General features: G+C 39.5%; 22 protein-coding genes. 8 read left to right on the plus strand and 14 right to left on the minus strand.

Features of this window, described 5'->3' with window-relative positions; genetic code table 11:
• Nucleotides 1-477, minus strand: a 477-nt coding sequence (locus tag P9Q65_RS10770; protein WP_304509428.1) for an IS30 family transposase, incomplete at its 3' end; no start/stop codon positions are given.
• Between the two features lie 649 nt (nucleotides 478-1126).
• On the opposite strand from P9Q65_RS10770, the gene P9Q65_RS10775 reads away from it, so the two are divergent.
• The 3 genes from P9Q65_RS10775 to P9Q65_RS10785 all read left to right on the plus strand — a co-directional run bounded on the left by P9Q65_RS10775 (nucleotide 1127) and on the right by P9Q65_RS10785 (nucleotide 3126).
• Nucleotides 1127-1276, plus strand: coding sequence for a hypothetical protein (locus P9Q65_RS10775; RefSeq protein ID WP_304509429.1), 150 nt, complete (start codon nucleotides 1127-1129; stop codon nucleotides 1274-1276).
• Nucleotides 1277-1348: 72 nt separating this feature from the next.
• A complete protein-coding gene (locus tag P9Q65_RS10780) occupies nucleotides 1349-2902 on the plus strand; it encodes a recombinase family protein (RefSeq protein WP_304509430.1) in 1554 nt (517 codons plus the stop codon).
• 17 nt (nucleotides 2903-2919) lie between these two features.
• Nucleotides 2920-3126, plus strand: coding sequence for a manganese catalase family protein (locus P9Q65_RS10785; protein WP_330695361.1), 207 nt, complete (start codon nucleotides 2920-2922; stop codon nucleotides 3124-3126).
• 140 nt (nucleotides 3127-3266) lie between these two features.
• On the opposite strand, the gene P9Q65_RS10790 is transcribed toward P9Q65_RS10785, so the two are convergent.
• The 3 genes from P9Q65_RS10790 to P9Q65_RS10800 all read right to left on the minus strand — a co-directional run bounded on the left by P9Q65_RS10790 (nucleotide 3267) and on the right by P9Q65_RS10800 (nucleotide 6002).
• A complete protein-coding gene (locus P9Q65_RS10790; RefSeq protein WP_304509431.1) occupies nucleotides 3267-4493 on the minus strand; it encodes an aspartate kinase in 1227 nt (408 codons plus the stop codon).
• Nucleotides 4494-4508: 15 nt separating this feature from the next.
• A complete protein-coding gene (gene thrB / locus P9Q65_RS10795; protein WP_304509432.1) occupies nucleotides 4509-5411 on the minus strand; it encodes a homoserine kinase in 903 nt (300 codons plus the stop codon).
• Nucleotides 5412-5558: 147 nt separating this feature from the next.
• On the minus strand, nucleotides 5559-6002 hold the full coding sequence (locus P9Q65_RS10800; RefSeq protein WP_304509433.1) for an ACT domain-containing protein: 444 nt from the start codon (nucleotides 6000-6002) through the stop codon (nucleotides 5559-5561).
• A 440-nt stretch (nucleotides 6003-6442) separates the two neighbouring features.
• Between P9Q65_RS10800 and P9Q65_RS10805 the strand changes: the two genes are divergently transcribed.
• The 5 genes from P9Q65_RS10805 to P9Q65_RS10825 all read left to right on the plus strand — a co-directional run bounded on the left by P9Q65_RS10805 (nucleotide 6443) and on the right by P9Q65_RS10825 (nucleotide 11191).
• Nucleotides 6443-8002 carry a hypothetical protein gene (locus P9Q65_RS10805; protein ID WP_304509434.1) on the plus strand — a complete coding sequence of 520 codons (1560 nt, stop codon included), beginning with the start codon at nucleotides 6443-6445 and terminating at the stop codon, nucleotides 8000-8002.
• A 16-nt stretch (nucleotides 8003-8018) separates the two neighbouring features.
• A complete protein-coding gene (locus tag P9Q65_RS10810; protein WP_304509435.1) occupies nucleotides 8019-9113 on the plus strand; it encodes a pyridoxal phosphate-dependent aminotransferase in 1095 nt (364 codons plus the stop codon).
• 72 nt (nucleotides 9114-9185) lie between these two features.
• Nucleotides 9186-9581: a hypothetical protein gene (locus P9Q65_RS10815; protein WP_304509436.1), complete on the plus strand. Its 396-nt coding sequence runs from the start codon at nucleotides 9186-9188 to the stop codon at nucleotides 9579-9581.
• Between the two features lie 22 nt (nucleotides 9582-9603).
• On the plus strand, nucleotides 9604-10521 hold the full coding sequence (locus P9Q65_RS10820; RefSeq protein ID WP_304509437.1) for a TIGR01212 family radical SAM protein: 918 nt from the start codon (nucleotides 9604-9606) through the stop codon (nucleotides 10519-10521).
• Nucleotides 10522-10588: 67 nt separating this feature from the next.
• The gene (locus tag P9Q65_RS10825; protein WP_304509438.1) at nucleotides 10589-11191 is read left to right on the plus strand and encodes a DUF4364 family protein; all 603 of its coding nucleotides are present in this window, start codon (nucleotides 10589-10591) and stop codon (nucleotides 11189-11191) included.
• 335 nt (nucleotides 11192-11526) lie between these two features.
• On the opposite strand, the gene eno is transcribed toward P9Q65_RS10825, so the two are convergent.
• The 10 genes from eno to P9Q65_RS10875 all read right to left on the minus strand — a co-directional run.
• A complete protein-coding gene (eno, locus tag P9Q65_RS10830) occupies nucleotides 11527-12840 on the minus strand; it encodes a phosphopyruvate hydratase (protein ID WP_304509439.1) in 1314 nt (437 codons plus the stop codon).
• A gap of 20 nt (nucleotides 12841-12860) precedes the next feature.
• Nucleotides 12861-14408: a 2,3-bisphosphoglycerate-independent phosphoglycerate mutase gene (gene gpmI, locus P9Q65_RS10835; protein ID WP_304509440.1), complete on the minus strand. Its 1548-nt coding sequence runs from the start codon at nucleotides 14406-14408 to the stop codon at nucleotides 12861-12863.
• A 29-nt stretch (nucleotides 14409-14437) separates the two neighbouring features.
• On the minus strand, nucleotides 14438-15190 hold the full coding sequence (gene tpiA / locus P9Q65_RS10840; RefSeq protein WP_304509447.1) for a triose-phosphate isomerase: 753 nt from the start codon (nucleotides 15188-15190) through the stop codon (nucleotides 14438-14440).
• Nucleotides 15191-15201: 11 nt separating this feature from the next.
• Nucleotides 15202-16074 (minus strand): polysaccharide deacetylase family protein, encoded by an 873-nt coding sequence (locus P9Q65_RS10845; RefSeq protein WP_304509448.1) that lies wholly within the window; start codon nucleotides 16072-16074, stop codon nucleotides 15202-15204.
• Nucleotides 16075-16112: 38 nt separating this feature from the next.
• Nucleotides 16113-17306 carry a phosphoglycerate kinase gene (locus tag P9Q65_RS10850; protein WP_304509441.1) on the minus strand — a complete coding sequence of 398 codons (1194 nt, stop codon included), beginning with the start codon at nucleotides 17304-17306 and terminating at the stop codon, nucleotides 16113-16115.
• 142 nt (nucleotides 17307-17448) lie between these two features.
• Nucleotides 17449-18477, minus strand: coding sequence for a sugar-binding transcriptional regulator (locus tag P9Q65_RS10855; RefSeq protein ID WP_304509442.1), 1029 nt, complete (start codon nucleotides 18475-18477; stop codon nucleotides 17449-17451).
• A 124-nt stretch (nucleotides 18478-18601) separates the two neighbouring features.
• Complete coding sequence (locus P9Q65_RS10860) at nucleotides 18602-18898, minus strand: hypothetical protein (protein ID WP_304509443.1); 297 nt, start codon at nucleotides 18896-18898, stop codon at nucleotides 18602-18604.
• 14 nt (nucleotides 18899-18912) lie between these two features.
• Nucleotides 18913-19377: an NUDIX hydrolase gene (locus P9Q65_RS10865; RefSeq protein ID WP_304509444.1), complete on the minus strand. Its 465-nt coding sequence runs from the start codon at nucleotides 19375-19377 to the stop codon at nucleotides 18913-18915.
• A gap of 105 nt (nucleotides 19378-19482) precedes the next feature.
• Entirely contained in the window at nucleotides 19483-20139 is a 657-nt protein-coding gene (locus P9Q65_RS10870; RefSeq protein WP_304509445.1) for a PrsW family glutamic-type intramembrane protease, read from the minus strand.
• 136 nt (nucleotides 20140-20275) lie between these two features.
• On the minus strand, nucleotides 20276-20925 hold a 650-nt coding region (locus P9Q65_RS10875), incomplete at its 5' end, for an ABC transporter permease (protein ID WP_304509446.1).

The following is a 20925-nucleotide window of genomic DNA, read 5'->3' on the forward strand; positions in this document are numbered from 1 at the left end:
AAAGGTTTCTCTCTTTTTTACTTCAGAAGGACGCTCTGAAATTGGTACGCCCATTGAAAATTTACCACGTTTTTCGGACTTTCTTCGTTTTCCTTTGTGCCGCAAATTACGCATAGTAACAGTAGAAAGAAAGCCTGAATACAACCAGCGGTATATGGTTTTGAAGCTAACCATTCCAGCAGTTGCGGTGTTTGCAATTTGTTCTGGTGACCAAGTAGCCAATAGGCACTCTGTGATTTTTTCAAGCAATTCGACTGTGCGTTTCCCTTTGGGCTTTGTTTTCCTTCGTCGCACCTCATAGGAATGTTGTGCAGCTTCACACTCATATCGTTCGTGAAGGGTATTTCTATGCACTTCTCTATCAATGCAGGAGTGATGACGATTAAGTTTTTTAGCGATGGTTCGATGAGAATATCCCTCTGATAATAATTCTTGTATGCGTCCTCGCTCAAATGTGGTAAGATGGTGGTAGCTCATAATGTTGCCTCCGTTTTGAATGTTGTCTCGTCAACTCCATTCTACACGAAAGGTTTCATTATGGGCTATTCTTTTGCCCTTATTGAGATGGCCCACTTCATTTTACAACCTATCTAATTAAAAAAAAATTTGTTTCCTCACCGGGATATTATGGCTCTTGGTGTGAATTCTCAAATCAATTAAATAGATTTTATAATTCCTATTCGCTCGACCAATTTATGAGATCGGGCGTTTTTTGCTGTTTTTGGGGCTATCTTGTCGGCTGTCGTGCACCTCCGTTCTCTCAATTCCCACTTGGTGAATTTCTGACAGGAGGTGCAACGCATGGATAGCTCCTAAAAAACTTTTTTTAAAAAAGTTTTCATATTTCCGGCATTTTCAGAATGCCCAGTGTTGAGGGTTTACGAAGCAAGTGTTGTGGCTTGCGGGCGACGACGTGCAAAAAGGTATAATGATACTCCCTTACAGCCACAGTCCGAGCGTTTAAAGCGTCGCAGACAATGGGTAGGTCTACATGAGAACCATGCAGGGGTTAAACTCCCGTGAGGTTTTGTTAAAACCGGCCAATTAAAACTCCTTTTATCTTGTAAGAATAGTGGACTTGCAGCTATTCATAAACTGATATTAGCCATTGAAAGGGGGCTAATTTATGGCACAAAATAAGAGCCAACAGGCTATTTGTAGAAGTGTTTTCAAAAGCGGCGAAAGCACCACTTCACAAAAGCAATTCACACAAAAATGGATTGAGCTTATCAATAGATTAGAAAAAAACAAAAGGACATACGCTGTAAAGCGGTAATGACAAGCTGTTTTCCACATGGTATAATTACCTTAGGGAAATGGCTTGTTCCTATCTCAAGGAGATACGAATATGAAAGTTGCTATTTATTGCCGCTTATCCGAAGAAGATAGAAACAAGCAGACCGTAACTGATGACAGCAACAGCATACAAAATCAGAAATCCATGTTGCTACAATACGCTATGGAACAGAGGTGGGAACTCTATAACATTTATAGTGACGACGACTACGCTGGAGCAGACCGAAAACGTCCAGAGTTTAACCGACTGCTAGAGGACGCGGAACATCACAAGTTTAATATTATCCTTTGCAAAACACAATCACGGTTTACCCGTGAATTGGAATTGGTAGAAAAGTATATTCACGGCTTATTTCCTATATGGGGTATTCGTTTTGTGAGTATCGTTGACAACGCAGATACCGCCAACAAGGGAAATAAAAAGTCCCGGCAAATCAACGGACTTGTCAACGAATGGTATTTAGAGGATATGTCCGATAATATCAAAAGCGTTTTAACGAACAGACGGGAAAACGGTTTTCATATCGGTGCGTTTGCGCTCTATGGGTATAAGAAAAACCCAGAGCAAAAAGGACACTTAATTATTGATGAAGAAGCTGCCGCAGTCGTCCGAGAAGTCTTTACACTTTTTTCGCAAGGGTACGGAAAAACTGCGATTGCTCGTATGCTCAATGACCGGGGGATACCAAATCCAACTGAATACAAACGATTACATGGCTTACGGTATCAACAGCCTAAAATGAAAAACAGCACTCTTTGGAAATACTTTGCGATTTCTGATATGTTGGAAAATCAAATCTATATCGGCAATATGGTACAAGGAAAATACGGAAGTATATCCTACAAGACGAAGCAGAATAAACCGCGTCCTAAAAGCGAATGGTATATTGTCGAAGGAACTCACGAACCGATTATTGATCGCGAGCTATGGGATAAGGTGGAAACCCTGCGGAAGCAAAGGGCAAAGCCTTTTAATACTGGTACGATTGGACTGTTCGCACGAAAAGCCCGCTGCGCCAACTGCGGTTACATTATGCGTTCCTCTAAAAACCACAATACGCATTACTTACAATGCTCTAACCGCCATGTAGCAAAGGATGCTTGTATCGGCTCTTTTATCTCCGTTGAAAAATTGGAGCAAACCGTCATTGCAGAACTTAATCGTTTGTCCGCTGAATATCTCGACAAGAACGAACTGGAACAAAACATTGAGTTTTGCGGAAATTTACAGGAGCAAAAAGACCGTATACATTCTGATATTGCAGTCTATGAAAAAAAGATTGCAGAATACGCAAAGGCTGTCAAAGAGCTTTACATGGATAAGGTCAAGGGCTTAATTACCGAGAGTGACTTTGGGGAGTTGTCCAAAGACTTCACCACAGAAAAAGAACGATTGGAGTGTGTTGTGCGTGACGGGCAGAAGCAGTTATCCGAAATTGAGGATAAAATTAAAGCGGGCGATAACCGCCGAGAATTAATTGAACAATACACCAACTTAGAACACCTTTCGCGGGAAATCGTAGAAACACTGATTGACTATGTAACAATCGGCAAACGTATTCCCGGCACAAGGAATGTACCCATTGAAATTCATTGGAACTTTTAACACTAAGTTGTTCTTATATGATTGCAGCAGAACAAAAAGCCAGAGCAACTTACGAATATCTCATTGATTTAACGGAAGACCCCGACGTCCTTGCACCCCTACGCTTTCTTCGTGAACGCGAGGTCGTTCACTTCCAGCGTTTTGGCGAGGCATTAGATATCGCTCGTGACTATTTAAATCAGACGCATTATTTTTTTATGAACAACCAACGTTGTGACGATTAAAACGCTTTAACATGCCTATCGTCAGCTTGTCTTTCCAAAAAAGTGTTATGTAAGTTTAAAATGTTCTCACGTCATTCCCCCAAATATAGAAACCATAAAAAAGGTATCCCCAATAATTTAAGGATACCTTTTTTTATAAATTAATTCTTTCTCATGTTTACAGAGGCATTTTTAAATTTATCATGCACCGCTACCATCGCTGTATCAATGTCTTTTTCCGCAATCAATACAGTTATCTTAATTTCAGATGTGGAAATCATCTGAATATTTACTCCCGCATCATACATTGACTCAAAGAACATTGCCGCTACACCGGGATTAGAAGCCATACCTGCACCAACAATAGATAATTTTGCAACGCTGTCATCATGTAAAACCGTTTCAGCAGTTAACCTTTCTTTGTTTTCTTCTAAAGCCTTTAAGGCAATATCCAAATCATCTTTACCAATTGTAAAGGAAATATCCTGTTTTCCATCATGACCTGTTGACTGAAGAATAATATCTACGCTTACCTTTTCCTTTGCCATTAGAGTAAATACTTCAAATGCCTTACCAGGCTCATCTTTTATGCCCATGATAGAAATACGGGATACATTTTTATCTGCTGCCACACCGCTAACCAGCATTCTTTCCATCTTACATTCCTCCTTCACCTCTGTACCTTCTGCATCTGTCATACTGGAAAGCACGGATAACTTTACATTATATTTCTTCGCCAATTCAACAGAACGGCAATGCAGAACTTTTGCCCCCAAGGATGCCAATTCCAACATTTCATCATAACTGATTTCATCAAGCTTTTGCGCATCTTTTACCACTCTTGGATCAGCAGTATAAACGCCATCTACATCTGTATAAATTTCGCAAACATCCGCATTCAAAGCAGCCGCTAAGGCAACGGCAGAAGTATCGGAACCACCTCTACCTAAAGTTGTCATATCTCCAAGGGTATTCACACCCTGAAATCCTGTCACAAGAACAACATTGCCTCTTTCCAATTCGTTTTCAATACGCTCTGTCTGTATTTTACGAATTCTTGCATTGCTGTACGTATTTGTTGTTTCAATACCAACCTGAGAACCATTCAAAGAAATAGCTCTCCCCCCCAAAGCATTGATTGCCATTGACATCAAAGCAACAGACTGCTGCTCTCCGGTAACCAAAAGCATATCCATTTCTCTTCTGTTTGCTTTCGGGTTAATTTCTTTTGCTTTTGCAATTAAACCATCTGTCGTTTTCCCTTGGGCAGACAAAACCACAACTAAGTCATTGCCTTCTTTTTTTGCTTTCAGAATTCTCTTGGCAACATTAAAGACTCTTTCTGCATTGGCAACAGAACTGCCGCCATATTTTTGCACAATCAACATCGTTCTTACCTCCTGTTATTCTGTCTCAACCTTTGCACCCTCTAAATCCGCCTTTAAAAGCGTTAACTGCCAATGGTCGGGAAGGGTTTGCAAATACTTGGACATCTCAATTTGGAACTGTTCCGCGTGTTCCTTCATTACCATAGCCATCAGCGTGGAGCCTGCTCCACTCAGATAAGAAGCGACTGCACCATATTCCTTCGCTTGTTCAAAAATTCTATCCATATTGGGTATCAACTGACTTCTGTAGGGCTGATGAATTTTATCCTCCATGGCCATAGATAAATTTTCAAGCTTGCCGCTCATAATGGACGCCACTAATAGCGCTCCTCTTGATACATTAAAAACTACTTCCCCGCGAGAATATCCATCGGGCAATACCCCTCTTGATTTTGCTGTAGAAACCGGGAAATTGGGAACCATAGTGGCAAATACCAACTCCTCTGGCAAATCAAGGCGCACATGCTGCATTTTTTTATCGTCCAGTGCACCAACAACCATACTGCCGAAAATGGCTGGGTTGGAATTATCAGGATGTCCCTCAAGCTTTGCAGCCATTTGGGCCAATTCCTCTTTATCGCAAGGTCTGCCTGCTAATTCATTGGCAGCAATCAAGCCCCCAACAATACAAGCTGCACTACTGCCCAAGCCCCTCACCATAGGAATATAATCCTCTTGAATGATATGCACTCCTGGCATGGCTAACCCCTTTTGATCATAAAAATATTTCATGGTTTTATAAATCAAATTACTTTCATCCGTAGGAATTTCGATTTCTTGCTTACGCTTCACTTCAATATTTAACCCTCGGGGTATTTCCTCTACCCAAAGATAGTTATACAATTCCAATGCAACACCGATTGAGTCAAAACCCGGACCCATATTTGCCGATGTAGCAGGAATCTTAATATGTATCATAATACGATCCTCCACTTCTTACAACAATTAATATATGGTACTGCGCATAAAAAAACACTAATATATTGGAATGTGTACGGACAAAACAAAGCTCCTTCCAGAGGAGCTTTGAAAAACCAAATCTTTTGATATATAAATCAATAGAAATTATTCTCTGCCTATAATCCTCAATGACTGTACCCCTTGCAGACCTTCAATACGGTTAATCAAGCGGCTAAAGTCCCCTTGCATAGCGTTGGTTTCAATCGTTATGGTAACATTCGCAATACCATTGATGGGAATTGTTTGGTTTATCGTCAAAATATTTGCACCTTCCGTTGCAATGCTATTTAAAACCGCTGACAAAAGGCCGGGGGTATTATCTAAGTTCGTAGAAAGGGTAACAGTTTTCCCTCTTGTATTTTCATAGAGAGGATGAACAGCATCCCGATACTTATAAAATGCACTGCGGCTGATTCCCACTTTGCTCACAGCATCTTGTACCGTTTTTTCTTTCTTGCTTTCTAAAAGATTTTTAACTTCCATTACCTTTAAAAATATTTCTGGCAATACACTTTTATCCACAATAAAAAAATTCTTGTCTTCCTTCACTTTTTCTCCTCCTGTTTTTTTGACGAAAACATTTGTTTTCAATACAAGGAATATAACATATTTTGCAGTTCTTTTCAACATTAACATTTTAAATTTCTTGCAACTTTTTTGGAAATCTGTCTTTTGCACAAAAACAAATACCTCTCTGTATCCATACAGTACAAATTGACATAGTATTTTCGTCTTTTCATGTTTTATTTTACTCTTTTTTCTGTTAAAATAAATTTTAAGTGTCTTTCTTCATTATATTTTTAGATGAATCGAAAGACAAGACCTTTAACAAAGATTTTTAAAAGTATTTAAACAGACTTCTCCGAATTAGACACAGAAAGCTTTCGTACGAATATAGCTTGATCAAAACAGGCTATCTTAAAAACTGTTACTTTAAAAATTATATTCTTTGTTAATTACTAAATTAAAATCCCCAAAGGAGTTTTTTAATGAAACACGAACAAATTACCCAACCTCAGCACAGTCACTTGCTGAGCTTGTTTTCAAACGGCTACACCTCTATGTGTGCCCATATGGATCTATCCTGTCAAAAAGGGCTAAAAGAAACAGCCCCCTTGGCTTTCACAAAATGGTATTACACTGCAATTGCGGCTGATACCCTGTTATCTCCCGCAAATATTGTCAGTCAAGATTTAGAAAAAGCAAGGGAGGGAGTGGAATTTCAATACACACTCCATTTACCCTCGGATGGGCAGGATGTAAAAGAATGTACTTTTCGGCTTCTTTCCTACTCTTTGGAGCAGCATCCTTTAATTGAGGATCTGCGTAAAATTACAGATTTTTGTGCACCGGATTGTAAAATGAATGAAAATCTGTTTTTTGTCGAAGAAGATAGAGCCACGCTATTAAAAAAACTTTCCCATGAAAGCGAATTTTATTTAGAATATCTAACACGTCTCGCTTGGAGAATGGGACTTTTTATTTATATGCCTGCAATTCATACAAAAAAGGCACAGCGTGCCCCCTATTGCAACACATTCTTTGCCCAAGATACCGAAATAGTATTAAAAGCTGCTGTGGAAGCAGCCTGTGAATTGGCAGCAGAGCGCTTTTCCATTTCTATGGAATTAGATCAAGGAATGGCTACGCCGAATTTCTTTCAAGAATGTCTTTCCTCTCCCACAGAAACCGATCGTATTTTTATTGATTTTTATAAGCAGGTTGATATTGAGATAGAAAAAATCTGGAAAACCTCTCCAAACGAGTTAACAGAAGATGATAAAGCAATTATATCCTCTTTTCTTTTTACCGGAATTATGATTGATAAGTGGTTTATTTTCCCAATGAGCAGCTTCTTTGGTATCATTCGCCCCATTTCTTTTACACCGATTAATTTCTTTAATCAGGTAAATAATTTATCTGCTTTGCTGATAATGGAGCATAATATTGGTACAGAACTATTCACACCTCCCAGTTATTATTCCCTTACACCTTTGGGTGAAAGGCTCTTTGATAAAAAAAATGACGAGGACGAGAAATATAAATTGTCCAATAAACTTTCTTATGAGCAAATTTTAGAGGCATTAGAACGAGAAATCGAAATTAACCGTTTTGAACATGTTTTTTATATGGGTGCAGAAAAAGATATCCTAACGATAAAGGCCTTTCTAAAAACCGATCCTGATTTTTGGAAAATGATTGAAATCGAAATCACAACGCCGTTAGATGAATTTTGCAGTGATTTAAGTGCCGCCTTTTCCATGGAGGATGATCGTGACTATCTTCTTTCTGTTCTTGATGAAAATAATTTCCCTGTGGACTATTCTCCCTTGGGTTCAAAAAGGAGTATCAACAAAACAGCGGGAAAAAACCTTGAAGATTTATTGCTGGCCAAAGAAGATTTGTTTTCTCTTACCTTTGGAAAAACAAATCAAATGATATTGGAAGTTATCGATATTTTTCCGGGAGACCCCTATATCCTCTACCCTCGTATTCAGGCGCAGAGCCCAAAGGTAACTGAGTTGGAAAAAATAGACGAAATTTTTTAGTTAAAAGGAGCGTAGGATGATGCAACTGATTCATCAACATGGCGGCGATTTAGACGCTATTGAACGAAAATATGGTATATCGAAAAATGAAATAAAGGATTTTAGTGGAAATATTAACCCTCTAGGCTTTCCTAAAACAGCCCAGAAAGCTTTAGCCGAAAATTTAGATATTATTTCCACCTACCCTGACAAAAAATATACTGCCTTGAGGCAGGCCATCTCCAAATATACAGGGGCAAATTCCCCACATATTGTAGTGGGAAATGGTTCTACGGAGTTGATTTCCACTTTTATTCAAACGATTCATGCGAAAAAAAGCATCATTATCGGCCCATCCTACTCTGAATACGAAAGAGAAATCACCCTTCGTGGCGGTTCCTTCTCTTATTTTCCTCTAAAAGAAGAAAATAATTTCTGTATTGATTTACCTGCGCTTCTGGATGCATTAACAGCGGATATTGGTATGCTGGTTATTTGTAACCCCAATAACCCCACAGGCTCAGCCTTTACCACCACACAATTAGAAACAGTAATGGAGCACACAAAAAAAATAGGTGCCTCTGTTATGATTGACGAAACCTATATTGAATTTTCCGATAACTTGAATGAAATTTGTGCCATTCCTCTGGTAGAAAAATTTGATAATTTATTTGTTGTTCGTGGCACCTCAAAATTTTTTGCAGCTCCCGGGATTCGCTTGGGTTATGGTGTCTCCTCCAATCAAAGCTTTTTAGATCGATTGAAAACAAATCAAGACCCTTGGAGTGTGAATAGCCTGGCTGCATTTGCAGGAGAAATCATTTTTTCAGATACAGAATTCCATATGGCAACGCAAAAACTGATTTCCCAAGAACGTAAAAAAGCACTCACTGAGCTTGTCTCCTGGAAAAATGTAAAGGCATTTCCCTCCTCGGCAAATTTTATATTAATGAAACTTTTGACGGACAAGATTACCGCCGGAGAGCTTTTTGAAAAATTAATTCAAAAGAAAATGCTGATCCGCGATGCATCCTCATTTACTTTTTTGGATGAAAAATATTTACGTTTTTGCATTCTTTCTCCCGAAGACAATTTCGCCTTGCTAAAAGAACTAAAACTCTGGGTAGAGTAAAAAACTGACATCATTATTTTTCTTATTCAGGCGCATATTACTTTCAAAGCCCAAAGGTTTTGAGGTGATTATATGAAAGAAACAATTAGTTGGAATGATCTCTGCGGATATTTAGATTCATTAAGAGACACTATGACAGACGGACGAAATTTTCCGCCATCCCATGTGCTTTTTTTTGACAGCCGCAGCTTTTATTACTATTTTTCAAAATGTCCTTGTGGAAAGGAAACAGTGGAAGAAGTTCTTATCCAAATGGAAAACTGCATTCCCTTGGCAATTACCGATGAGAGTTTACAACTTTTTCTGTCAGCCTGCAAAAAAGAAGATTCTCCTTATCTTGCCCATTCCTTTCTTGAAAGCAGTAAGGCGGATTTCCTTCTCTTGATTCGCCATGCAGCCAAAGATGATGGAAAATGGCATGCTGTCATGACACTGTGTGAAGGGTTGCGGCAAAAAAACCTTTCCTAAATAGATGAAGGGAGCATTTCCTGTGGCTCAATATCCATATCGAAGTCTAAATGAATATTATCGGAATCTATTTGGGAAAAAGACAGCAAAAATTTCTCTGGATGGCGGCTTTACCTGCCCAAACCGAGATGGAACTCTATCCACTGGCGGCTGTATTTTTTGCAGTGCCGGCGGCTCAGGAGATTTTGCGGAAGACGCTTCCCTTTCCATCACACAGCAAATTAAAAAAGGGAAGGCCCAAACTCTTAAAAAATGGCCCAATGCTTGCTATATTGCTTATTTTCAGGCCTTTACCAACACCTATGCCTCCGTTGATGTTTTACGGGCAAAATACGAAGAAGCCTTGGCACAACCGGAAATTTCAGGTATCTCTATTGCAACTCGCTCAGATTGCCTAGATGATGATGTTTTAGAGTTATTAAAAGAGCTTTCTTTTAAAACTAAAGTTTGGGTAGAATTGGGATTGCAGACAGCAAACGAAGATACGGCAAATTTTATCCGTCGAGGTTATCCTAACAGTGTCTTTGTAGAAAGCGTAGAAAAACTTCATGGCATTCACATTCCTGTCATTGCCCATGTTATTTTAGGGCTTCCCGGTGAAACCTCGGAGGATATGTTAAACACCATAGATTTTATAAATAATCTGCCCATACATGGTATAAAGTTGCAGCTCATGCATGTCCTTGCTAATACAGATTTGGCAAATTTATATGAAACCGGCAATTATACCCCTCTGGAGAAAGAGGTTTATTTAGAAATGCTTTGCCAGTGTATCTCTCGCCTTCGCCCTGATATTGTCATTTATAGGCTTACAGGAGATGGAGATAAAAACACTCTTTTAGCACCACTATGGAGCTTACAAAAACGAGATGTCCTAAACCAGTTACATCACTTACTGAAAGAAAAAAAGATACAACAAGGGAATTCCTATTGCCCTTAAAATTAACCCTATCCTTTTTTCCAATTCTGTGTTAGAATATAAAATATTTTGAAAGGAGACCTGTACTGTGGCTGATCCCATTCGACAATTAGCGGAGCATAAACTGATTATACTGCACTTAGTGCAAAAAATGGGAATCTCCCTTTCTAATAGTGAAATTTGTCAGTTTTTGTTGAACAAAGAATATATGGACTATTTTTCCGTACAACAATATCTTGCAGAATTGGTAGATGCAGGTTGGTTGGAAAAGGCAAAAGAGCATAATAATACGCGCTATACCCTAACGGATGAAGGGGAAGAAGTAATTAACTATTTTCAAAACCATGTAAAAGAAAGCGTAAAAGAAGATATCAGTATTTATGTGAAAGAAAATAGTAAACGTATCCGAGCCGAGTATGCAGTAACTGCAAACTATTTCCCCGAATTTAATGGTGATTTTCTTGTGAAATGTGGGCTTTGTGATGATGATGGTGCCCTTCTTATGGAAATCAGTGTTTCTGTTGTTTCAAAGCAGCAGGCACAACAAATTTGCAGAAATTGGCGTAAAAATGTAAATCATCTCTATGGTTCCTTTTTAACCTCATTGGTCGTGAGTGATGATCCACTCCCTATAGAATTTAAAGCAAGATCAGAAAATTTTCCTGAACCAAGCACTGAAGAGCAAAAATAATCCATTACATATTCTCAGAATTCACTTGCGGCAAATATACTTCTGTTTATTGCCGCTTTTTTACGTTGTAAAATTAATATTTCAATCAATTATCCGGAAAGAATTTTTTATTTTGTCTTAGATTTAACCCCTCACCCGCGTAAATGATCTCAATCCCCCTCTGAAAAGATATATCTCATTGGATATATAATAAAAAACCACTCTCTGTTTAAGTTCATTCTAGACTGTTATAATCTATACCATCTTAAAATCCCATCTAAAAAGTGTATAAAAATAAGGCTTTTTATGTTATTAATACCATAAAAAGCCTTAAAAATTTTAGTTCGTATTTTTTATTACTTTATATTAAAGAAAGCATTCATGCCCAAATATTCAGCCGCATCATCCAGCTCTTCTTCAATTCTAAGAAGCTGATTGTATTTTGCAACACGGTCTGTTCTGGCAGGAGCACCTGTCTTAATCTGCCCTGCATTCACTGCCACTACGATATCCGCAATGGTGGTGTCTTCCGTTTCGCCACTTCTATGGGAAACTACAGCGGTCATTTTGTTTCTGTTTGCCAATTGAATGGCATTAAAAGTCTCTGTCAAGGTACCAATCTGGTTTACCTTAATCAAAATTGCATTGCCCGCCTTCAGCTCAATACCCTTTTGTAAACGTTCCGTATTGGTAACAAAAAGGTCATCCCCTACCAACTGAATCTTGTCACCCAATTCTTTGGTCAGCAACTGCCAGCCTGCCCAATCTTCTTCTGCCAAACCGTCTTCAATAGAAATAATAGGATATTTCGCAACCAAAGCCTTCCAGAATTCCACCATCTCTTCGGATGTTCTAACGATTTCTTTGCCGGCCATTTTGCTTTCGCCAGGGAAATGATATTTGCCGTCTTTTTCATCATATAATTCTGTCATAGCAGGGTCTAAAGCAATTTTAATATCTTCGTCCCACTTGTAGCCACTAGCGTCAACTGCTTCTTTAATCAAATCAATTACAGCGTCTGCTGTAGGCAGGTCAGGCGCAAATCCACCTTCGTCACCCACTGCTGTGGAAAGACCCTTATTTTTCAAAACCTTCTTTAATATATGGTAAATCTCTGCACACATGCGAAGTGCTTCCTTGAAAGAAGGTGCTCCAACGGGCATAATCATAAATTCCTGCACATCCACTGTGTTGTCAGCATGCTTACCGCCATTCATAATGTTCATCATAGGAACAGGCATGGTTTTTGCATTAAATCCGCCTAAGTACTGATATAAAGGCATATCAACAGCTTCTGCCGCAGCCTTTGCCACTGCCATAGAAACACCGAGAATGGCGTTTGCGCCTAATTTACCTTTGTTGGGTGTTCCGTCCAAAGCAATCATGGCTTTGTCAACAGACACTTGGTCTAAGGCATTCATTCCGATGACTTCTTCTGCAATAATGTTATTCACATTATCCACAGCATTTTGAACCCCGGTGCCGTTATATCTTTTATCACCGTCACGCATTTCTACCGCCTCAAAAGCACCTGTAGAAGCGCCGCTTGGAACCGCTGCACGGGCGATAATACTGTCATCTACAATGACTTCCACTTCAACCGTAGGGTTTCCTCTGGAATCCAATACTTCTCTTGCATAAACATCTGTAATTTCAAAAAAACCTTTCATTTGTAACATCCTCCTTATATTTACTTGCTGATCAGCAAACTTTTTCCTGTCATTTCTTGTGGAATAGGGATACCCATCATTTCTAAAAGGGTAGGTGCAATATCTGCCAGTCTCCCACCTTCTCTTAATCCCACACCATCGGTATAATTAATCAGTACAAAGGGAACGGGGTTCGTTGTATGGGCGGTAAAGGGTCCATGGGTTTCATAGTCAATCATCTGATCGCTGTTTCCATGATCAGCACATAAAAATATATTTGCACCAGTTTCCAATATTGCTTCCATCACCTTGCCGACACATGTATCCACAGCCTCTACGGCCTTGATTGCAGCCTCTATAATGCCTGTATGCCCTACCATATCAGAATTTGCATAATTTACAATAATCAAATCATACTCACGAGAACGGATTGCCTTAACCAATCCCTCTGTAACCTCATACGCACTCATTTCCGGCTGCAAATCATAAGTTGCAACCTTAGGCGATGGTACCAGCCAACGATCCTCGTTAGGATTTGGCTCCTCTACACCGCCGTTGAAAAAGAATGTAACATGGGCATATTTTTCCGTTTCTGCCGTTCTTAGCTGCTTCAATCCCAGAGAAGAAATATAGCTTCCTAATGTATTTGTGAGCCTTTGAGGCTTAAAAGCAACCTCTTTATTGGGAATGGTAATATCATATTCCGTAAAACATATATATTTCAAATCATGCACTATTTTTTCTCTTTTGAACCCATCAAATTCAGGATCGCACATCGCCCTGGTAATTTCTCTGGCACGGTCAGGGCGGAAATTAAAGAAAATAACTGCATCACGATCAGAAATTTTCCCTTTTGCCATACCCTTTTCGTCTACAACAACAGTTGGTGGCATAAATTCGTCTGTTTTGCCTTTTTCATAAAACTGTTTAATCCCATCTATGGCATCTGTAGCCGTTGCACCTTTGCCTAAAACCATGGCATCATAAGCTTCCTGTACTCTTTCCCAGCGTTTATCACGATCCATGACGTAATATCGCCCAATCACCGTTGCAAACTCACCGACTTCCATTTCACGCATTTTTTCAGCCAGTTCTGCAACATAATTTACACCGGAAGAAGGCGGTGTATCTCTGCCGTCCAAAAAAGCATGGACATATACCTTCTCCAAATTATATCTTTTTGCCAAACGCAACAATGCATAAAGGTGGGTATTATGGCTGTGCACGCCGCCATCAGAGACCAAACCGTATAAATGCAGAGCAGAAGAATTTTCTTTACAGTGCTCAATTGCTTGAAGCAACGCAGAATTTTCGTAAAAATCCCCGTCTTCAATGGCTTTTGTAATACGGGTTAATTCCTGATATACAATACGCCCTGCGCCAATATTCAAATGTCCCACTTCGGAATTTCCCATCTGGCCTTCAGGTAAACCAACATCACGACCACTGGCATATCCCTTTACAAAAGGGTATTTTTTGAAAATGCCATCCAGTACGGGGGTGTTTGCCTGTTTAATGGCATTACCTTCCACCTTTTCGCTGATTCCAAATCCATCCAGTATCATTAAAACTGTTGTTCTCTTTCCCATATATTATCACCTTGCTTTCAACACTTGCCTTATTTTTGATAGTGCACAATTTCCTGGAATTCTTCTTTCAAGCTGGCTCCACCAACCAATCCACCGTCAATATCATCCATTGCAAATAATTCTGCTGCATTTTTTCCGTTTACACTGCCGCCATACTGAATTCTTACCTTTTGCGCAACAGTCTCACCGTAAACTTCCCCAACTACTTGACGAATGGCTTTACAAACCTCCTGCGCTTGCTGAGCGGTTGCAGTTTTTCCTGTACCGATTGCCCAAATAGGCTCATAGGCAATTACAACTTTTTCAACCTCTTCAGCCGTAAGTTCCTGTAAACCACATTTGATTTGTATACGAATCCACTCAATGGTAATTCCAGCTTCTCGCTGCTCCAGTGTCTCCCCACAGCACATAATGGGAGTAATCCCAATCTCCAGAGCCTTCTTCACCTTTTTATTCACCATGTCGTCTGTTTCATGAAAAAGCTGACGGCGTTCCGAGTGCCCTAATACAACATAAGAAACTCCCATCTCCTTTAGCATCAGAGGAGAAATTTCTCCGGTGTACGCACCACTGTCCTCAAAATACATATTTTCTGCACCAACGGCGATTCCGCTTCCCGCCAACTCCTCTAAAACGGGAAATAAATCCACAAAAGGAACACAAAAAACCACGTCAACCGCAGAGGATGCAACCTTCTCCTTCATTCCCTTGCAAAACGCTGCTGCCTCTTTCGGTGTTTTATTCATTTTCCAGTTTCCTGCAATAATTTTCTTTCTCATGATCCTCACCTCTCTTATGGTCCAAAACTTTTTCTGGCAACCAACTCTATCTTTTTCAATAAGTCCTGACCGCTCCAGCCAGATTCCACATTAATTCTTGGTATTTCATAGGGAGATGTACCTTTGGTAATCACTCTTTGTTCTGTCGTAAACAACAAGTCAAAGCCCATCTCCTTTAGCTTCTCCTGGCAACTTAATGTAAACCTTCCATTGGGAAATGCCAATGCTTTACAACTATCCTGATGTAAATACATTTGCAGTGCAAGTTCCCCTTTTTCCGCTTCGGCCAAAAACTCCGCTTCTGTTTCCATATCCACGGGAACATGGTTCGCCGTATGGTTATAAATTTTAACCCATTTGCTGTCTACCATTTTTTTTGCTTGCTCCCATGTAAACTTCTTTAACCCAGTTTGTTCGGTTATGCTGTCCGTCACAGCAAAAATAGAGACAGGGACACGATACTCTTTGAAAATTGGAAAGGCCAAGTCATAATTACTCACATATCCATCATCCATAGTGATACAAATATATTTGTTATTTAACCCAAGGCACATTTCGTCTTTTCCCATTTCTTTATATGGAACCTTCTCTTTTTCCACCCGCCAAAGAAGCTGCTTCAAACTCTCTAGGGAAATAAATTGATATCCCTGATCTTTTAAATAGCGAATCTGCTCCTCCAGCTCGGCTTGGGTGGTAACAACATCGTTTCCCTGACCCATGTCTCGTATTGCAAAATGATGATACAGCAAAACCGGAATATAATCTGTCGGCGAAATTATGATTTCTTCCGCCGGCTTTATTAGTTCTTGTTCTTCTACATTATTCTTGACAACAACTGTTTTTCCCCAGACAATTTGCTGAAAAATCAGGCTGCCTAGTAATACCATTGCCAAGAATGTTTTCCCCCTGTGTTTCATGATTAACCTTATTTATCTTGCACTGCTACCACGCCGGGCAAGTCCTTTCCTTCCAAAAATTCCAAAGAAGCACCGCCACCTGTGGAAATGTGTGTCATTTTATCTCCAAAACCAAGCTGATTTACTGCAGCAGCAGAGTCTCCACCACCAATAATTGTTGTTGCATGAATATCTGCCATTGCCTGAGCCACGGCTTTTGTACCTCCTGCAAAATTCTCAAATTCAAATACCCCCATGGGGCCGTTCCAGATCACAGTCTTTGCATCTTTGATTGCTGCTGCAAACAATTCTCTGGACTTTTCTCCAATATCCAGACCCATCCATCCATCGGGAATGTCCAGTGCTGAAACCGTTTTAAATTCTGTATCATTTTTAAATTCTTTCGTTATAATTGTGTCTACAGGGAGCAATAATGTTACGCCTTTTTCTTCGGCTTTTGCCATCATCTCTTTGGCATAATCAACCTTATCTGCTTCCAATAAAGATTCCCCAACCTTGCCGCCTTTTGCCACCCCGAAGGTATAAGCCATACCGCCGCCAATAATCAGCGTATCCACCTTATCCAATAAATTGTTAATTACATTGATTTTGTCAGAAACCTTGGAGCCACCTAAAATTGCCACAAAGGGATGCTTTGGATTATTCACAGCGTTACCTAAAAATTCGATTTCCTTTTCCATCAGATATCCAACAGCAGATTCTTTTACAAATTCTGCAACACCCACCGTGGAGCAATGGGCTCTATGACTGCTGCCAAAAGCATCGTTTACAAAGATATCTGCCAAGGATGCCAGTTCCTTGCTGAAGCTTTCTTCGTTTTTTGTTTCTTCTTTTCTATAACGTGTGTTTTCCAGTAATACGACTTCCCCATCTTTCATGGCTGCAACAGCTTTTCGGGCATTCTCACCAACAACCACCTCATCCTTTGCAAAAACCACATCCTTGTCCAATAATTCCGAAAGTCTTTTTGCAACAGGTGCCAATGAAAGTTCTGGCTTTGCCTCCCCTTTGGGTTTACCCATGTGGGAGCACAGAATAACCTTCCCTCCATCTTCCAGCAACTTTTTAATGGTAGGCAAGGCGGCTGTAATTCTGCTTTCATCGGTAATTTCCCCGTCCTGTAAAGGAACATTAAAGTCGCATCGAACCAAAACCTTTTTTCCTTTCACCTGTAAGTCATCCACTGATTTCTTGTTCAGCATGATCAATTCTCCTTTCTGATTGACGTTTAAATGGTGACATCTAATTCTAGAATAATACTACTTTTCCCAATTTTTTCTTTTTTATTTTGAATATGGAAAAACCATTATACCCTATGATAAATAACTCTAAAGCTTTTAGGATTTATGCTTCCAATAAATTTATCATTTTTAATGCTGCACCCTCGTCTGTCACAAATACACCGCTTGGAATACTTTGACATACAGCCAGTATGCTTTCGGCTTTTTTCTCCCCGCCGGCAACAACAATAACCTCGTCCATTTTTTTAATTTCATTGAAATCAATGGCTATAGAGCGTGTACGATAAAGCACTTCACCACTTCGATTAAAATAATATCCGCATGCCTCGGCAATTGCATCGTTCTGGGCTAAATAAGCTTTTACTTCCTCATCCAATCTCCGTTTTTCGGCCATATCCAATGCATTGCCCACACCCAAAAGCAAAATATTCGCCTTATCCATCTCTTGTATGGTCTCAAAAATTTCCGGTTGCTTTTTCATCTCCTCTAAGGCAGTTTCACTTAAGTTATCCGGCAAATGCAATAATCGATACTCTGACTGCAGCTTTTCAGCCAGTTTTACTGCCAAGGTATCCGCCTGCAATTCCATCTTTCTTCCAATGCTACCTCTTGCAGGTACAATCATTTTAGCCATTGGTTTCGTCATTTCCGGTGTGGCAAGCACCAGATCCTCCATTGCCGTACCACCGGTGATGGCAATACAGCTTTTGTCATTTGTTTTTTCCAGAAGATGACGCATTGCCAACTGTCCCATTTCCTTGCGGCTGCGTTCGCTGCAATCGGCATCCCCTTGGGCAATTAACACTCTCTTTACACCTAGAAGCTTAGCCAGTTTTTCCTCCAAAACAGACAACCCCGTCATGACAGAGAAAATTTTATCCAACCCATCTAAAACTTCAATGCCTTCTTCCGTAACCGTCATACCTGTTTTAGAAACCTGTACTAATTTTTGCACGCTGAAACGTTCAATTTCACTGCGCACAGTTCTTTCCGTCATGCCCAATGCAAGTACAACCATTCTTCTGCCACAAGGCTGTAAAAGACGAACGGTCTTTAAAACACGGTATCTTTTAATCATTTCTTCTGTCAAATCCGGCGCAATTTTACGAATTAGTTGTATTTTATCCTCCATGCTCCACCTTCCCCTGGTCTTTTTTTGTCCTATCTGCATTTTTTTGTCCCAACCAAAAGAAAAAAAGGGAGGTGGCGCGCAGTCAGTAGTGAAAACCACACCGGCCACCTGCCGCCCCATCTTCTTAAATCTGCTCAACTTTTACGGAATCATCCACATCTTTGTCTGTGCAGCAGCAATCATCTTCATTACAATATTCGTCTTCTAAATCGTCCCAGTCGTAATCCCAGTCCTCATCATATTCGTCATCCATTTTTGTCTTCAACAAATAAATAACACCCAAAGCAACCACTGCCAAAATTGCAGCAATTACTGCCAACACAATAAATAGAGTCTTTTTATCATCATTATCATTGTGCAAAACAAGAATTTTGTCCTTTAAATCTTCAAAGCTAGGTTTCACTTCAAAACACTTTTTCATATCACATTACTCCTTTACAGTTTTTTTTCGGAAAATTTCCGTTTAAGAAATTCCTTATTCTTGCGCATTTCACTATATTCGTAATATGCTTTTTTCAAAATCTGGCGTTCATCATTAAACTTCAACAAATGATAGGCCTCATGAAATTTATAAAAACCGGCATCGGCGAAGTATTCTTCGCTCTGAGGTTTACAAAAAAAGGAATTGGCACTCATCAAATACCAATGAACTGTTTTACTTACAGTATCTTCACTACCTTTAAATGTGTATTGCGTTTTCCCCACATATTTGATAATTTCGCCGGTCGCACCGGATTCTTCCTTTACCTCACGCAAAGCAGTCTGCCGATAGGTTTCGCCTTCTTCCACAGTGCCTTTGGGTAATACCCAACCCATGTATCTGCCGTTTTGATTTTTATATAAGAGAAGTATCTTCCACTTATAGATCACAACGCCTCCACAGCTCACCGCTTCTATCACTGCTTGACCTCCGTATTAATTCTATTATCTGCCAAGTGTCCTATTTTTATCAGTATACCGCTTTTTACCGTTTATTTCAAGTGCAACAATAAAATCAGGTCTATTTTATTCTCTGAAAGGCGAAATGCGAACCAATTGTTTAATATGCCTTAACGCAGACCACCACAACCAAACCTCCAAGATCCAAAAGGGAATCCAGAAAAACGAAAACTTCTCTAATAGAAAATAATTATATAAAGCATGTGCTAAATATGGTACAAGCAGCGCAAATCCCATGTTTTTTTTATCACCGAAGAATTTTGCCAGCCCCAAATAATATCCCATCTGCACACCAAATAACCCATGGCCTGGTACAGAGAGAACCGCTCTAGATAGGGCTGTTGTATAACCTCCCATAACAGGATGTGTTACATATATAATATTTTCAACCCAAGCAAACCCCAGAGAAACAAAAACACCATATACAATTCCATCAAGGGGTTCATTGAAATTACCATTTTTCCATATCAGAAGTACAAGGAATACATACTTTATCACCTCCTCAACCCCTGCGGAACTGATAAATGCGGTATATACCGGAAGTTCTTGATGAGGAAATAATTTCTCTAGACCCAACCCAACCGCATAAATTACTGCTGTTGTATAAATTCCATATAGCAATCCCAAAAAAAGCATTTTCCAAGGTTCTTTTTCATATTTGTCCCTGACATAAATATAGAAAAGTCCCAAAAATACCGGTGCAGCAGCAAGTTGGATCAGCATGAAAATCAATCCTTCTTCATTTTGACATTTCTACTTTTTTAGTCTTTCCAAAATTCCCTTAGATATAAATTTAATTTTTCAATAAAAAACACATTATTTCTAACTTTACAAAATAATGTGTTTTTAAAAATTAAAATTATTCTGTTTTAATGGCTGATAAAGCGCTTAGTTTCATTGCCCGCTTTGCAGGTAAATATCCTGATAGGATACCAATTACCGTTGCAAAGGCAATAGAACCTAGATATAACCATATTGGTATGGACGATGCCATATCACTGCCCTGTTGCATGGCTATAAAATTCACCAGTTTGGAAACTCCAAAGCTTACCAAAATACCGGCTATCCCTCCGGCAAACCCGATAAAAGCAGCTTCAGTCAAGAAAAGAAGTTTAATATCTCTAAGGGAAGCACCAATTACCTTCATAATACCAATCTCTTTGGTTCTTTCATAGATAGCCATAACCATGGTGTTGGTAATACCAATTGCCGCAACAACTAAGGATATTGCACCAATTGCCCCTAAAACCATACGCAGCATTTTTGTTGTTTCTTTCATAGCTTCCAATTCATCTGATAAGCTTGAAGCGCGATAGCCCATATCTTTAATCTGTTGTTGTACGGTTTGAACATTTTTAATGTCATTCACCTTAACCAAAACTTCCTCATATTCCTTGGACTGTCTTTGGCTGCTTCCGCTAGAAGAGCCTCTCTTAGAATTTTGCCATTCGTTTTGTGCTTTTTCAAGTTTATCCACCTCTTTTAGAGGCATGATTATACTCCAACCAT

Origin of the sequence: Anaerotignum sp., assembly GCF_030625865.1 — a bacterium.
Taxonomy (GTDB): Bacteria; Bacillota; Clostridia; order Lachnospirales; family Anaerotignaceae; genus Chakrabartyella.